Annotated in this window: 15 protein-coding genes; 5 read left to right on the plus strand and 10 right to left on the minus strand. The window is 65.0% G+C overall.

The window, feature by feature from the left end; all coding sequences use genetic code 11:
- Nucleotides 1–2: 2 nt before the first annotated feature.
- Complete coding sequence (gene egtD / locus QW868_RS27635) at nucleotides 3–974, plus strand: L-histidine N(alpha)-methyltransferase (RefSeq protein ID WP_315776529.1); 972 nt, start codon at nucleotides 3–5, stop codon at nucleotides 972–974.
- Here the strand turns inward: egtD and QW868_RS27640 are convergent.
- Nucleotides 950–2,152, minus strand: a complete 1,203-nt coding sequence (locus tag QW868_RS27640; protein ID WP_315774281.1) for a low temperature requirement protein A — start codon at nucleotides 2,150–2,152, stop codon at nucleotides 950–952. The two genes, egtD and QW868_RS27640, sit on opposite strands and share 25 nt — an antisense overlap.
- A 38-nt stretch (nucleotides 2,153–2,190) precedes the next feature.
- Entirely contained in the window at nucleotides 2,191–2,430 is a 240-nt protein-coding gene (locus tag QW868_RS27645; protein ID WP_315737357.1) for a BolA family transcriptional regulator, read from the minus strand.
- A gap of 251 nt (nucleotides 2,431–2,681) precedes the next feature.
- Between QW868_RS27645 and QW868_RS27650 the strand changes: the two genes are divergently transcribed.
- Nucleotides 2,682–3,047, plus strand: coding sequence for a DUF427 domain-containing protein (locus QW868_RS27650; protein ID WP_316232005.1), 366 nt, complete (start codon nucleotides 2,682–2,684; stop codon nucleotides 3,045–3,047).
- Nucleotides 3,048–3,128: 81 nt separating this feature from the next.
- Here QW868_RS27650 and QW868_RS27655 read toward each other — a convergent pair whose 3' ends face one another.
- Nucleotides 3,129–3,302 carry a DUF1328 domain-containing protein gene (locus QW868_RS27655; protein WP_009031962.1) on the minus strand — a complete coding sequence of 58 codons (174 nt, stop codon included), beginning with the start codon at nucleotides 3,300–3,302 and terminating at the stop codon, nucleotides 3,129–3,131.
- A 433-nt stretch (nucleotides 3,303–3,735) separates the two neighbouring features.
- Here QW868_RS27655 and QW868_RS27660 point away from each other — a divergent pair, with 433 nt between their 5' ends.
- On the plus strand, nucleotides 3,736–4,932 hold the full coding sequence (locus QW868_RS27660) for an acyltransferase (RefSeq protein ID WP_316232006.1): 1,197 nt from the start codon (nucleotides 3,736–3,738) through the stop codon (nucleotides 4,930–4,932).
- Between the two features lie 296 nt (nucleotides 4,933–5,228).
- On the opposite strand, the gene purL is transcribed toward QW868_RS27660, so the two are convergent.
- On the minus strand, nucleotides 5,229–7,436 hold the full coding sequence (purL, locus tag QW868_RS27665) for a phosphoribosylformylglycinamidine synthase subunit PurL (protein ID WP_316232007.1): 2,208 nt from the start codon (nucleotides 7,434–7,436) through the stop codon (nucleotides 5,229–5,231).
- 197 nt (nucleotides 7,437–7,633) lie between these two features.
- Between purL and QW868_RS27670 the strand changes: the two genes are divergently transcribed.
- Nucleotides 7,634–8,116, plus strand: coding sequence for a PaaI family thioesterase (locus QW868_RS27670; RefSeq protein ID WP_315759029.1), 483 nt, complete (start codon nucleotides 7,634–7,636; stop codon nucleotides 8,114–8,116).
- 99 nt (nucleotides 8,117–8,215) lie between these two features.
- On the opposite strand, the gene QW868_RS27675 is transcribed toward QW868_RS27670, so the two are convergent.
- The 5 genes from QW868_RS27675 to purC all read right to left on the minus strand — a co-directional run bounded on the left by QW868_RS27675 (nucleotide 8,216) and on the right by purC (nucleotide 12,559).
- Nucleotides 8,216–8,953, minus strand: coding sequence for a tetratricopeptide repeat protein (locus QW868_RS27675; protein WP_315737718.1), 738 nt, complete (start codon nucleotides 8,951–8,953; stop codon nucleotides 8,216–8,218).
- Between the two features lie 237 nt (nucleotides 8,954–9,190).
- A complete protein-coding gene (locus QW868_RS27680) occupies nucleotides 9,191–10,447 on the minus strand; it encodes a DUF1236 domain-containing protein (protein WP_316232023.1) in 1,257 nt (418 codons plus the stop codon).
- A gap of 198 nt (nucleotides 10,448–10,645) precedes the next feature.
- Nucleotides 10,646–11,347 carry a phosphoribosylformylglycinamidine synthase subunit PurQ gene (gene purQ, locus QW868_RS27685; protein WP_315737352.1) on the minus strand — a complete coding sequence of 234 codons (702 nt, stop codon included), beginning with the start codon at nucleotides 11,345–11,347 and terminating at the stop codon, nucleotides 10,646–10,648.
- 188 nt (nucleotides 11,348–11,535) lie between these two features.
- Entirely contained in the window at nucleotides 11,536–11,778 is a 243-nt protein-coding gene (purS, locus tag QW868_RS27690; RefSeq protein WP_315759032.1) for a phosphoribosylformylglycinamidine synthase subunit PurS, read from the minus strand.
- Nucleotides 11,779–11,791: 13 nt separating this feature from the next.
- A complete protein-coding gene (gene purC / locus QW868_RS27695; protein ID WP_208866972.1) occupies nucleotides 11,792–12,559 on the minus strand; it encodes a phosphoribosylaminoimidazolesuccinocarboxamide synthase in 768 nt (255 codons plus the stop codon).
- A gap of 311 nt (nucleotides 12,560–12,870) precedes the next feature.
- Here purC and QW868_RS27700 point away from each other — a divergent pair, with 311 nt between their 5' ends.
- Nucleotides 12,871–13,194 carry a DUF1476 domain-containing protein gene (locus QW868_RS27700; protein ID WP_315776525.1) on the plus strand — a complete coding sequence of 108 codons (324 nt, stop codon included), beginning with the start codon at nucleotides 12,871–12,873 and terminating at the stop codon, nucleotides 13,192–13,194.
- Nucleotides 13,195–13,268: 74 nt separating this feature from the next.
- On the opposite strand, the gene cynS is transcribed toward QW868_RS27700, so the two are convergent.
- A complete protein-coding gene (gene cynS / locus QW868_RS27705; RefSeq protein ID WP_315779742.1) occupies nucleotides 13,269–13,757 on the minus strand; it encodes a cyanase in 489 nt (162 codons plus the stop codon).
- Nucleotides 13,758–13,807 lie beyond the last annotated feature (50 nt).

The raw sequence follows: 13,807 nt of genomic DNA on the forward strand, positions 1-13,807 counted from the left end.
TCATGAACGTGCACGTCAACACGTTGTCCAACGCTCACCTTCCCGACGCCGAGACGTCGGCATTCGCGCGCGATGCGGTCGCAGGCCTCGCGCAGCAGCCCAAGCAGCTGTCGCCGAAGTATTTCTATGACGCGGCGGGATCGGATCTGTTCGAGCAGATCACGCGGCTGCCGGAGTACTATCCGACCCGCACCGAGCTCGGCATTCTCAGGGATCGCGGCGCCGAGATCGCTGCGATCATTCCCGATGAGGCGGCCTTGGTGGAGTTCGGCGCCGGCGCCACCACCAAGGTGCGGCTGCTGCTGGAAAGCTGCCGCTTCGCGGCCTATGTGCCGGTCGATATCTCCGGCGAGTTCCTGACCGCACAGGCCGACAGCCTGCGCCGCGACTTCCCGCAGCTCGCCGTGCACCCGGTCGTCGCCGACTTCACCACGGCGTTCAAACTGCCCGAGGCCATCGAAGGCAAGCCGAAGGTCGGCTTCTTTCCGGGATCGACGATCGGCAATTTCGAGCCGCACGAGGCCTGCCGCTTCCTGCGCTCGGCGCGCGAGATCTTAGGGACCGGCGCGCTGATGATCGTCGGTGTCGACCTGGAGAAGGACGAGCGCGTCCTGCATGCCGCCTACAACGACGCGGCCGGCGTGACCGCGCGCTTCAATCTCAATCTGCTGTTGCGGATGAACCGCGAGCTCGGCGGCAATTTCGACCTGTCCGCCTTCGTCCACCGGGCGATCTACAATCGCGAGCAGCACCGCATCGAGATGCATCTGGTGGCGCGGAAGCCGCAAACTGTACGGCTGCTCGGCACCACCCTCTCGTTCCGCGCCGGTGAGAGCATCCACACCGAGAACAGCTACAAATACAGCATCGAGCGCTTCGGCGCGCTGGCCCGTGGTTCTGGCTGGAAAGTCCGGACCGTGTGGACGGATGCCGAGAAGATGTTCTCGGTTCAGGCGCTCGTCGCCGAGGCGTGAGGCTCTGGCTTCGATCGCAGCGACAGCGTCTCCCACAAGGCGACGATCGCCAGCAACGCGCTCGTCAGGGCCGAGAGCACGAGAGGCGACAGTTCGGTCGCGAACCAGCCGAGCCCGATCAGCGCCAGCAGTCCAGCGCCGTGCGACAATTGCAGGAAACCGCGGATGTTGAACTTGAAGAGGATGGTCCCGAGCAGAAACACGAACGGACCGCCGATCGTTGTCGCCGCCGTATTCAAGTCGGCATGCCCGAGCGGGTGCTTCAGGACGATCTCGTCCGACACGGCCGACACGATGATGCCGGCGACGATCGGCATGTGCAAGTAGGTGTAAGCCGAGCGCGCCATCAGCCCGGATTGCGCCGACTGCGAAATCACCTCCGATCCCGCCTCGGCGCCGCGGTTGAAATACACCGCCCACATCGCCACCGTGCCGATGAAGGCGCTGGCGAAGGCGGCAATGTTGGCTCCGGTCCAGTCGAGCTCGGCAAAGGTCGCGCCGGTGACGACGATGGATTCGCCGAGCGCGATGATGATGAACAGCGCACAGCGCTCCGCCATGTGGCCGCCTTCGACCATCCAGTCCTCCACGGTGGATGCACCCAGCCCGGGGACCCAGAAGCGGACGGCCGGCGAAACATATTCCAGGGTGAGCGCCGCCCCCCACAGCCCCATCCGCGCCGGGCCCTCGGCAAGGCCGCCGAGCAGCCAGAGCACGGCGGAGGCACTGAGCCAGGAGAGGATGCGGGCGGCGTTGCGGCGGACGGCAGATCGCTGAGGCGGCGTCGCGGTCAACCAGAACGCGGTCCGGCCGACCTGCATGGCGGCGTAGGCCATCGCGAACCACAGGCCGCGATCGTCGAACGCCCGCGGGATCGACATCGACAGCACGAGGCCCGCCAGCATCAGCGCGAACAAGAGACCTCGGACCAGCGCCTTCTCGGGATCGAGCCAGTTGGTGACCCAGGCGGTGTAGACCCACACCCACCAGACCGCGAGAAACAGGACGGCTGTCTGGGCGGCGCCGAGCGGCGAGAAATGGCCGATCAGATAGTGCGAGATCTGCGTCACCGCGTAGACGAAGACGAGATCGAAGAACAGCTCGACGAACGTGACCCGGCTGTGCCGGTTCGGCTCAATGACGCGAAACAGCGCACCACGCGGATCGTCCACCGCCATCTCCCCCGGATGCGTGCTGCGCGATCTGCAATGAACGGTCAGCGCTGCTCAGGCACGCCGGTCTGCAGCGCCAGAGCGTGCAGCACGTCACCCATCTGGCCGCGCAGCGATTGATAGACGAGCTGATGCTGCTGCACGCGGGATTTGCCGCGGAACGATTCCGAGATCACCGTCGCGGCGTAATGGTCGCCGTCGCCGGCGAGATCGCGAATCGTCACCTGGGCGTCAGGGATGGCAGACTTGATCATCTGCTCGATATCGTGGGCATCCATGGGCATCCCGGTGCATCTCCTTATGTCAGGCAGGCGCCGCATCCCGTGGACGATGTGGCCCGCAGGGCCCGCGGCTTGGCTGCACTCCCATCAGTGGCCCGCCGAGCACGGCGAATCAAGGCGTTCTCGCGGGACCGTGATGGTGAAATCTAGCGCGAACCGCTTTCGAGGTCACGCGCGGAACCACTATATACCGGGATCAAACGAGATACGTCGGACCGGGTGACGCACCCAAAAGGCTGAATCGTGAGGGCGACATGAAGCTTCCAGGACCGGATCACCCGATCACCATCACCCCCAATCCGAAACGTGTGCGGGTGATCGCCGACGGCGCCGTGATTGCCGACACCACCCGCGCGTTGACGCTGAAGGAAGCGAGCTACCCCGCGGTTCAATACGTGCCGCGGGCCGACGTCGACATGGCGGCCCTGCAGAAGACCGATCGTGTCACCCATTGTCCGTACAAGGGGGATGCGAGCTATTTCAGCGTCGTCGCCAACGGCAAGACATTGGACAATGCGATCTGGAGCTACGAGGCGCCCTTCCCGGCGATGACCGAGATCTCGGGCCACCTGGCGTTCTATCCGGACAAGCTGCGGATCGAGGAGATCGCAGTTGATTGAACTGCGGTGACAGCCCGCCGCGCGGCCGGCGCGAGGCCATACCGGCGCGGCGGTCGTTTCGGTCACTGACCTGATGGCGTGCTACACTCTGAAAATCGTAAGCCCCAGAATCAGGAGCACGAGGAAGATCACCAGGAAGATGTAGAACAGGATCCGCGCAATGTCGGCGGAAGCTGCCGAAATGCCGGTGAAGCCGAGAATACCGGCCACCACCGAGATCACGAAGAACAGCAACGCCCATTTGAGAAGTGTCACGGTATGGTCCTCCGGTTCTGCGCCGTGCCGGCGCGGCGCCTCACTAACGATGCCGCGGGGAACCGGTTCCTTCGGCCATCGATCCCGTCGCCGAGAAGTGCGCAACCCACGGCAGTCCGGCCCGTAACTTCGTAGGTCGTCGGTTCGTAAGGATATCGGGAGCGGAAATCGGCAGAGGGTGTGAGAAACCGGCTTGCGGACCGCGGCACTTGCTGATTTGCAGCACCAACGACAACATCTGGTGGTCCGGCGCCGTCATTCGCTCGCTTGCGGGCGTCTCCAGCGAATGACGATGCCAGACAGTCACACGATCTCATTGAATCATTCCGGCTCGCGCAGCCTTGGACGGCGTTTGCGTGACGCCCCGCGGCGAAGGGGATGCGAACGTCACATCCGCTGCACGGGCCGGGCAGCAGCGACGCTTGGGGGGCATATGGTCATATCGGTTACACAATCGGCGGCGGCCGCAAAGGTCGAGCTTCAGGCCCGCCCGCGCGCCCGGGCGCGCAACGCCGCGCTCGATCATGCCCGGACATTCCTGACGCTGGTGGTGCTGCTCCACCACGCCGTGATTCCCTATACCTATTTCGGGCACACCGATCCGACGTCCTTCCTCGGCTTCGATGCCATCGTGCTGGCCACCGACAGCTTCTTCATGGCCATGTTCTTCTTCCTGTCGGGCCTGTTCGTGTGGTCGGGCCTTGCTCACAAGTCGACGCTGCAATTCCTGCGCGACCGGCTGTTGCGTCTTGGCCTGCCCTTCGCCATCGCGGCCCTGACCGTCATTCCGTTTGCCTATTACGCGATCGAGCTGCGCGCCAATCCCGAAGCCAGCTTCGCTGCCTTCTGGTGGAAGACGGTCACGGTCGGTCCATGGCCGAGCGGGCCGATCTGGTTCATCTGGGTGCTGCTGGCGTTCGACACCTCGGCGGCCCTGCTGTACCGCGTCTCGCCGCGCCTGCTGGATCCGATCAACCGGCTGTCGCAGCGCGCCTTCGAGAATCCGGGCAACTTCTTCTTCGTCTTCCTGCTGATCACTGGCGTGCTCTACATCCCGTCCCGGCTCTATTTCGGCCCGACCTTCTGGTTCGAGGCCGGACCGCTCTCGGTGCAAGCCAGCCGCGTCTTGCTCTACGCTGCCTATTTCTACGTCGGGGCTGGTATCGGCTCGGCCAATTTCGAACGCGGCCTGCTGGCCGCAGACGGGCAGATGTCGCAGCGCGGACTCGGGGCCTGGATCGTGGTCACGCTCGTGCCCTATGCGCTGCTCTGGGTGCTGATCACGATCAAGCGCCAGGTGCTGGGCAATCCGCCCGTGTTGCCGCAGTGGTACGAGGCTGCCTACGGCTTCTTGTTCGTCATCTTCAGCGCCGCGATCCTGTTCGCGATCCTGTCCTACTTCCTCAACAACCGCCGCTCGGAATTCTCCGTGCTCGATCGCATGCAGGCCGATGCCTATGGCATGTTCCTGGTGCACTATCCGATCGTGCTGTGGATCCAGTACTGGCTGTTCGACCTCAATCTGCCGGCCATTGCCAAGGCCACGATCGCCTTCGTCACCACCGTGCTCCTGAGCTGGGGTGCGACGTGGGTGCTGCGGCAGATTCGGGGCGCGAAGAACGTGTTGTAAGGACGATCCTGTCTCCTCCGTCATTGCGAGCAGCGAAGCGACGAAGCAATCCAGACTGCATCCGCCGATGGAATCCTGGATTGCTTCGCTCGCAATGACGCCGGGCAAGGCTGCGGCGCTCACGGCAAACTCCCCTGTCGTCCCTGCAAAAGCAGGGACCCAACCACAGGGCGTCGTTGTTGAAAGAGCTCAACGACCAGCGTGCGTGACAACCGCGGCCGCGGAGTCTGGGTCCCGGATCGGCGCCGCGACGGCGCCTTGCGCCGTCGTGGCTTGTCCGGGACGACAGGGGTGAGTTAGGCGGCCCCGCCCATGTAGCCGGGCAGCCAGCTCTCGAAGCGGGTCTTGAGCGCAGCGACCTCGACCGACGCCTCGCCAGCGATGGCAAGCGCTGTGCCGCCGGTGGTGCCGATGCGCGTGCACGACACGCCGGCGCCGCGCATCTTGGCGAGCACGCGGCCAGCCTCGGTCTCCGGCACCGTCACGAGATAGCGCGCCTGGTCCTCGCCGAACCAATAGGCATGCGGCACGATCGCCGCGGGCGCTGCCAGCAGCCGCGCGCCGATGCCGGAGGCCATCGCCATTTCGGCCAGCCCGACCAGAAGGCCGCCATCCGACAGGTCGTGCGCAGCCGTCGCCGTGCCCGCATGGATCATGCCGCGCACGACGTCACCGATGCGCTTCTCGGCGGCGAGATCAACCGGCGGCGGAGCGCCCTCCTCGCGGCCGCAGACGTCGCGCAGATAGGCCGACTGGCCGAGCCAGCCATGGGTCTCGCCGACCAGCAGGATCGCCTCGCCCTCGGCCTTGAAGGCGATGCTGGCCGACTTGGTGAAGTCGTCGAGCAGGCCGACGCCGCCGATCGAGGGCGTCGGCAGGATCGCGCGGCCGTTGGTCTCGTTGTAGAGCGAGACGTTGCCGGAGACGACCGGGAAGTCGAGCGCCCGGCACGCCTCCGAAATGCCCTTCAGGCAGCCGACGAACTGGCCCATGATCTCGGGCCGCTCCGGATTGCCGAAATTGAGATTGTCGGTGATCGCGAGCGGCCGGCCGCCGACCGCGGTGATGTTGCGCCAGGCTTCTGCCACGGCCTGCTTACCGCCTTCGAACGGATCAGCCTCGCAATAGCGCGGCGTGACGTCCACGGTCAGCGCCAGCCCCTTCGGCCCGTCCTGCACGCGCACCACGGCGGCATCGCCGCCGGGCCGCTGCACCGTGTTGCCGAGGATGACGTGGTCGTACTGCTCCCAGACCCAGCGCTTGGAGCACAGGTCGGGCGTTGCAATCAGCTTCTCCAGCGCCGCGATGATGTCGATCGGCGCCTTCACCTCGCGGGCATGGATCACTGGCAACGCCGGCGAGGGCACATGCGGCCGGTCGTAGAGCGGCGCCTCGTCGCCGAGCTCCTTGATCGGCAGGTCCGCCATCACGTCGCCGCCATGCTTGACGACGAAGCGCTTGCTCGGGGTGGTGTAGCCGACCACGGCGAAGTCGAGGCCCCATTTGCGGAAGATCGCTTCGGCTTCCTTTTCCTTCTCCGGCTTCAGCACCATGAGCATGCGCTCCTGGCTCTCGGAGAGCATCATCTCGTAGGCGCTCATGCCGGTCTCGCGGGTCGGCACCGCATCGAGATGGAGGTCGACGCCGAGATCGCCCTTGGCGCCCATCTCGACCGCCGAGCAGGTCAGCCCGGCCGCGCCCATGTCCTGGATCGCGATCACGCAATCCGCCGCCATGATCTCGAGGCAGGCCTCCAGCAGCAGCTTTTCGGCGAAGGGATCGCCGACCTGGACGGTCGGGCGCTTCTCCTCGGAGGCATCATCGAATTCGGCCGAGGCCATCGAGGCGCCGTGGATGCCGTCGCGCCCGGTTTTGGAGCCGAGATAGACGATCGGCATGTTCACGCCGGAGGCCGCCGCATAGAAGATCTTGTCGGCATCGGCGAGGCCAACCGCCATGGCGTTGACCAGGATGTTGCCGTCATAGCGGGTGTGGAAGCGGGTCTGGCCGCCGACCGTCGGCACGCCGAAGGAATTGCCGTAGCCGCCGACGCCGGCCACCACGCCCGACACCAGATGCCGGGTCTTGGGGTGCTCCGGCGCGCCGAACGACAGCGCATTCAGGCAGGCGATCGGGCGCGCGCCCATCGTGAACACGTCGCGCAGAATGCCACCCACGCCGGTCGTGGCACCCTGATACGGTTCGATGTAGCTCGGGTGATTATGGCTCTCCATCTTGAACACGACCGCCTGGCCGTCGCCGATGTCGATCACGCCGGCATTCTCGCCGGGGCCCTGGATCACCCAGGGCGCCTTGGTCGGCAGGCCGCGCAGATGGATGCGCGACGATTTGTACGAGCAATGCTCGTTCCACATCGCCGAGAAGATGCCGAGCTCGGTGAAGGTCGGCACCCGGCCGATCAGCTTCAGGATGCGCTCATATTCATCCGGCTTCAGGCCGTGGGCGGCGACGAGCTCGGGGGTGATCTGCGGTTCATTGCGCATGGAGAAATGCCTTTGCCCCGTGGGCCGCTGGTCCCTTGAGCCTGTTTCATAGAAAGATAGGCGGGAGGGGAAAAGGCCTTTTACGGCCCTATTCCGCCCTGTCCAGAGCTTTGGCCCGGACCCGCCAGCCGGGATATTTGCAGATTGGCGACCAATCGGATTTAAGACAGTAAATCAGCAGTTAAAGGCCTTCCAACGTGCACGATCTGTCCCGTTCCGCCTTCGAGAACCGCCCTGGCATCCACATCGCGACCGACGGCGAGTTCGCCGGCTGGCGGACCTGGATGCGCGACAGCTACGAATCCCATACCGGCCCGTTCTGGCACAGGATGGAGGACGACGGCTCGATCCGCTGCGCCTTCCGGGTCGAGAAGAAGCACCTCAACGGCGGCGGCAACGTCCATGGCGGCTGCCTGATGACCTTCGCCGACTACTGCCTGTTCGCCTTCGCCGCGCCGATCATGCAGGGCCCGGGTGTCACGGTGTCGTTCTCGTCCGAGTTCCTCGATGCCGCGCGTGAGGGCGAACTGATCGAGGCTACCGGCGAGGTCACCCGCGCCGGCGCCTCGCTGATCTTCCTGCGCGGCATGCTGCATTCCGGCCCGAGGCCGCTGTTCTCGTTCTCTGGGACCATCAAGCGGGTCAAGCGGCGGACGCCGGAGGCGGCGAACTCGCCGTAGCGGATGATGTCGTAGCCCGGATGAGCGCAGCGATATCCGGGGTCTCACGCGCGCTGTCCGTGAACCCGGATATCGCTGCACTCACCCGGGCTTCCGGCGTCACCCCGCGAGCTGCTTCTCGGCGAGGGCGATCCACTCGGCCTGCGCCTTGCGCACATGTCGTGGCGCGCGCTTCATCTGGATCAGCAGCTCGGTGAACACGACCTTGGCCTCATCGATCCGGCCGACCAGCTTGAGCAGCGTGCCGTAGCGGACCTTCGCCTCGCTGCCCGGCGCATAGTCCAGCAGCGCCTGGTACTCCTCGATAGCCTCGTCGGTGCGGCCGGCTTCCTGCAAAGCCCGCGCATAGAGCAGATGCGCCTCGGCCGAATTGTAGTCCGGCCAGGCCTTCTGCAGCTCATCGAGCGTCGCCAGCGCATCCGCGGGGCGGCGGCGCGCGAACTGCGCCTTGGCCTTGCCGAGCGCGAACAGCGGCTCGTGGCCCATCGGCAGGCTCAGGATATGATCGTAGTGCTGCTCGGCCTCGTCATAGCGACCGACGGCGACGCATTCCTCGGCCAGCGCCGCGCGGTTGGCGATCGTGTCCGTGATCGCGACACGATCGGACAACTCGCGGTAGTACTTCTCCGGGTCGAGCTTGTTGGCGACGCGCTTGCGCGCCTTCTGGACGTCGTGGCTGCCCAGCCATTCCGGCACCAGCTCGACCACGATGTAGGCGAGCGCGCCGATCAAGGGGACCAGCAAAATGATGAACGCCCAGGGCTGCATCCGCCCGGTACGCGAGGCGTGGTAGATCAGCGAGATCTGAAGAAGTATAATGACGAGTGCAACCGGCACGACGGTCCCCACGGCCAATCCCTACACGCCGACGTTGATAGCGTGGCCGAGCGCGGCCGACAATCCCGCATCCGCCGGCTCAATTGACGATGCCGGTTGGACGCATCGGGACAACGGCCGGTTCAAACAGCAGAGCAAGGCTTGTTCAATCGCCGTACGGAAGGCGATCCTGTCGCGCAAAAAGGGCGGAAGCGCGTCGCGCTCCCGCCCTCGAGCCGCCGTCGTATCGCCGCGCCGTTATTGCTGCTGGTCGATGACCTGCACCACCTTCTGATCGCGGGGGTCAACCAGCACGACCTGCTCGCCGATCGCCAGATACTGGTAGTTGGCGAGTTCCGGATTGCTGCGCGCGAGCTCATCGGGCACGCGGCGCAGGCTCAGGCAGCTCGGTCCGGACGAGGTCGATGGCGATGTCGTCGAGCCCACCGTGCCCGTCTCGGTGGCGGCGCGGCGCAGGATCTGGCGCTGATCGTCCGACAGCACGATGCGGGTCGAGCTTACGCCGTAGCCACCGCGGTCATAGCCGAGATCGGCGCGCATGCCGTTTTGCGGGATCACGTCGACGATCTCGCGGCTGCGCGGATCGATGATGGCGATCTCGTCATGCACAACCGTGTACTCGTAGCCGCGATATTGCGGAACGATGGTGACGATCTCCGACGGCAGCGGACGCGGCCGCACGCGCTCCGGCAGGCGCTCGCCGACATTGATGCGGATGTCGATATCGGTGCGGGCACGGTCGAAGTCGTGATCACGCTTGAGCTGGTCGACCACGCGGGTCTTCTGCTGCTCGTTGACCGAAACCTGCGTGCTGGAGCGGGTGCTGTTGGTCTGGGTCTGGTTGCTGGCCTGCCCGGTCGCTTCCGGCTTGCCCGCGGTGGCGCCGGCCGGACCGGTCTGCTGGTTCTGCTGCGCGGTCGTGCTCTTGCTGTCCATTGCGCCCGGCTGATTGGCCTGCTTGCTGCGGTCGGTCTGCTTGTCGGCCGCCTGGTCCGACGTGCCGGCCTTGCGCTCGTCCTGGCTCTGCCGGCTCTTGTCGCTGCCGCTGCGATCGGCCTCGCGGTCGGACTTGCGGTCGGTTGCACCCGACTTGCTCTCGGCCGCGCGATCCTCGCCCTTGCGCGGTTCGTCGGCGCGTCCCTGCTGTTGCTTCGACTCGGCCTTGCCCTTGCTGTCAGACTGCTTGCTGTCAGCCTGGGACCTGGTCTCGGCGCTGTCCTTGGCATCGTGGTCGCGCTGCGCCGAGGCCGGCCCGCGCTCAGCCTTGCTGTCAGCGCCCTGCTTGGTCTCATGCGCCGAGCGCTCCGAGGGTCGCTCCTGCGCCTGCTCGCGCCCGGTCGAGGACGAAGGTTCGCTGCGGCGCAGATCCTGCGCGCTCTGCTTCGCATCGGACCCGGCGCGTTCCGCCGCGGCAGCGCCGCCGCCTTTGGACTCCGCGCCCGGACGGGCCGCCTCGCGCGGCGAGGCCGCCGCCGGGCCACCCTCGTGCTTCATTTCCGATTGAGCCGACGCGGCATTCGCACCCGCGCCGATCGCGAGAATGATGGCGGCAGTTCCCAGCCAATGTTTCGTCGTCATATAAGAACCTCCTTGGTTCATGCCCCATGGAATCGGGCGGACAACGCAAACAGCCGCCCGGTGTTGCCGGGCGGCGCGAGAAAAAAGCTACGGAACGATTTCGATGAACGGCCTTCAGGCCGCGCGATCGAGATGGGCGACGAGACCGGCAAACAGGCCACGACCGTCGGTGCAGCCCATGATGTCCTCGACGTGATTCTCGGGATGCGGCATCATGCCGAGCACATTCCCGTTCTCGTTGACGATGCCGGCGATGGAATGCGCAGCACCGTTGATGTTGCTGATGTCGCCGACCTCGCCATCGGCCGAGCAGTAGCGATAGAGCACGCGGCCATCGCCATTGAGGCGCTTCAGGGTCTCCTCGTCGGCCGCATAGTTGCCCTCGCCATGGGCGACCGGCACGCGGATCACCTGGCCGGCATTGTAGCCGCGCGTGAACGGCGAGTCGGAGCGCTCGACCCGCAGATGCACGTCCTTGCAGATGAACTTCAGCTTGTCGTTGCGCATCAGCACGCCCGGCAGCAGGCCGGATTCGCACAGGATCTGGAAGCCGTTGCAGACGCCGAGCACAAGACCGCCTTTGGCGGCGTGGTCGCGCACCGCGTCCATGACAGGTGCCCTGGCCGCGATCGCGCCACAGCGCAGATAGTCGCCATAGGAGAAGCCGCCGGGAACGACGACGAGATCGGTGCCCTTCGGCAGCGCCGTCTCGGCGTGCCATACCATCGCCGGCTCATGGCCGGAGATCATGCGCAGCGCGCGCGCCATGTCGCGCTCGCGATTGATGCCGGGGAAGACGAGAACGGCGGATTTCATGATCTTACGTGCTTGCTCGAGGATCGCTCCCTCGCGGCCACGCGAGAGTGTTTGAGTCTGACGAGAGCTCCAAATTCAACGCTCGCACACCGGCAAGGAGCTCATCGACCGAATGTTCGACAAGGACCAGATCACGCGAGATCTCCAGCAGTCGCTCGTAGATCTCGCGCTCGGTCACGGCCATTGCCCTATCCCAGCAGCTCCACCCGGTAATTCTCGATCACCGTGTTGGCGAGCAGCTTGTCGGCGGCCGCCTTCAGGGCGGCCTCCGCCTTGGCCTTGTCGGCGCCTTCGAGCTCGATGTCGAACACCTTGCCCTGGCGCACGCTCGCGACGCCGTCGACGCCGAGCGATTTGAGGGCGCCCTCGATCGCCTTGCCCTGCGGATCGAGGATGCCGGATTTCAGCGTCACCGTGACACGCGCTTTCACGTCTTGTTCCCTTTTAGCTCTTGACGAGAACCGGACCGGAGCCCACCGGACGCTCGTTCTCCATCAGGATGCCGAGCCGCTTGGCGACCTCGGTATAGGCCTCCAGAAGGCCGCCAAGATCGCGGCGGAAGCGGTCCTTGTCGAGCTTCTCGTTCGACTTGATGTCCCACAGCCGGCAGGAATCGGGGGAAATCTCGTCGGCGACGATGATCCGCATCATCTCGTTCTCGAACAGCCGGCCGCACTCCATCTTGAAGTCGACGAGGCGGATGCCGATGCCGAGGAAGAGCCCGGTCAGGAAGTCGTTGACGCGGATGGCGAGCGCCATGATGTCGTCGATCTCCTGGGGGGTCGCCCAGCCGAACGCGGTGATGTGCTCCTCCGACACCATGGGGTCGTTGAGCTGGTCGTTCTTGTAATAGAATTCGATGATCGAACGCGGCAGCTGGGTGCCCTCCTCGATGCCGAGGCGCTGCGACAGCGAGCCCGCCGCCACATTTCGAACGACGACCTCGAGCGGCACGATCTCGACCTCGCGAATCAACTGCTCGCGCATGTTGAGCCGGCGGATGAAGTGAGTCGGTACCCCGATGTCGTTGAGGTGCTGAAACAGGTACTCCGAGATGCGGTTGTTGAGGACGCCCTTGCCTTCGATCACCTGGTGCTTCTTGGCATTGAAGGCGGTGGCGTCGTCCTTGAAGTGCTGGATCAGGGTGCCCGGCTCGGGGCCTTCGTACAGGACCTTGGCCTTGCCTTCATAAATGCGACGCCGACGGCTCATTGGGATGTACCGTGTTTTGTTGAAATCCATGAAATGGTGGGCTCCGGATGACTTTGGACAGGACCACGACGGAGCTGCCGCGAGGGCCCGGATGTTAAGGAAACAGAACGAGAACCGGGCCTGTGGGAAACCTATCTCATTGGTGTCCCGAGCACAATCGATCCGGGCCTCGGGAGCGGAGTTTTACCGCCCTTCCCTGCGGCCTCGTACCCGTTGTATTGGCAAGATGTTCCAATTATTTAGGCGTGCGGCCACCGCCCCGCAACCGCCTGCGCGGTTAACCCTCTTCGGCAACACTGGAAGTTCCGACCATGACCACGTTCGACAAGCGCGAGGACGCCTTCGAGAAGCAATTCGCCCATGACGAGGAATTGAAGTTCAAGGCAGAAGCCCGCCGCAACAAGCTGCTCGGCCTGTGGGCAGCCGAAAAGCTCGGCAAGTCCGGCGCTGACGCCGATGCCTACGCAAAGGAGGTCGTCGCGGCCGATTTCGAGGAAGCGGGCGATGCCGATGTGCTGCGCAAGGTGCTGGGCGACCTCACCGCCAAGGGCGCGGCCGTCACCGAGGCGGACGTGCGCGCGAAGATGAGCGAGCTGCTGTCGACCGCCGTCGCCCAGGTCAAGGCGGGACAGTAAGAGGCGAATAGCGAATAGGGAGTGGCGAATAGGGATCTCCTGCCCCTATTCGCTACTCGCAATTCGCTACTCGCTTACTCCTCTTTGAATCCATATTCCGGCACGTTGCCGCTGGCGCCGTAATATTTGTACGGCAGGAACTTGCCCGACATCGTGATCTTGACGCGGTCGCCCTTGGCATTGGGCAGGCGCTCCATCACCATGTCGAAATCGATCGCCGACATGATGCCGTCGCCGAATTCCTCCTGGATCAGCTCCTTCCAGGCCGGGCCGTTGATCATCACGAGCTCGTAGAAGCGGTAGATCAGCGGATCGGTCGGCGGCATCTGCACGCCCTCGCCGCGCATCGGCGTCTCGTTCAGCATCGCGATCTCGGACTTCGACAGGCCGAACAGCTCGCCCGCATTGGCGGCCTGCGGCTTGGTCAGCTTCATCTGGCCGAGGATGGCGCCGACGATCAGCACCTCGGAATAGCCGCCGATCGTCTCGCAGATGTACTTCCAGCTCCAGCCCTTCTCGCGCTTGATGTCGAGCAGCTTCTCGGTGAGGTCGGATCGCTTCATGCTTGGTCTCCCTTGAGAGTCTTCGTTGATGGGTTTCTTCCGGCGGGGCG

The organism is Bradyrhizobium sp. SZCCHNR1051 (assembly GCF_032489615.1).
In the GTDB taxonomy this organism is placed as follows: domain Bacteria; phylum Pseudomonadota; class Alphaproteobacteria; order Rhizobiales; family Xanthobacteraceae; genus Bradyrhizobium.

Excerpts from the sequence above, each read along its gene's own strand:
- egtD (WP_315776529.1), top strand. The coding sequence starts at position 3 with ATGAACGTGCACGTCAACACGTTGTCCAACGCTCACCTTCCCGACGCC.
- QW868_RS27640 (WP_315774281.1), bottom strand. The coding sequence starts at position 2,152 with ATGGCGGTGGACGATCCGCGTGGTGCGCTGTTTCGCGTCATTGAGCCG.
- QW868_RS27645 (WP_315737357.1), bottom strand. The coding sequence starts at position 2,430 with ATGCCCATGGATGCCCACGATATCGAGCAGATGATCAAGTCTGCCATC.
- QW868_RS27650 (WP_316232005.1), top strand. The coding sequence starts at position 2,682 with ATGAAGCTTCCAGGACCGGATCACCCGATCACCATCACCCCCAATCCG.
- QW868_RS27660 (WP_316232006.1), top strand. The coding sequence starts at position 3,736 with ATGGTCATATCGGTTACACAATCGGCGGCGGCCGCAAAGGTCGAGCTT.
- purL (WP_316232007.1), bottom strand. The coding sequence starts at position 7,436 with ATGCGCAATGAACCGCAGATCACCCCCGAGCTCGTCGCCGCCCACGGC.
- QW868_RS27680 (WP_316232023.1), bottom strand. The coding sequence starts at position 10,447 with ATGAAGCACGAGGGTGGCCCGGCGGCGGCCTCGCCGCGCGAGGCGGCC.
- purQ (WP_315737352.1), bottom strand. The coding sequence starts at position 11,347 with ATGAAATCCGCCGTTCTCGTCTTCCCCGGCATCAATCGCGAGCGCGAC.
- purC (WP_208866972.1), bottom strand. The coding sequence starts at position 12,559 with ATGAGCCGTCGGCGTCGCATTTATGAAGGCAAGGCCAAGGTCCTGTAC.
- QW868_RS27700 (WP_315776525.1), top strand. The coding sequence starts at position 12,871 with ATGACCACGTTCGACAAGCGCGAGGACGCCTTCGAGAAGCAATTCGCC.
- cynS (WP_315779742.1), bottom strand. The coding sequence starts at position 13,757 with ATGAAGCGATCCGACCTCACCGAGAAGCTGCTCGACATCAAGCGCGAG.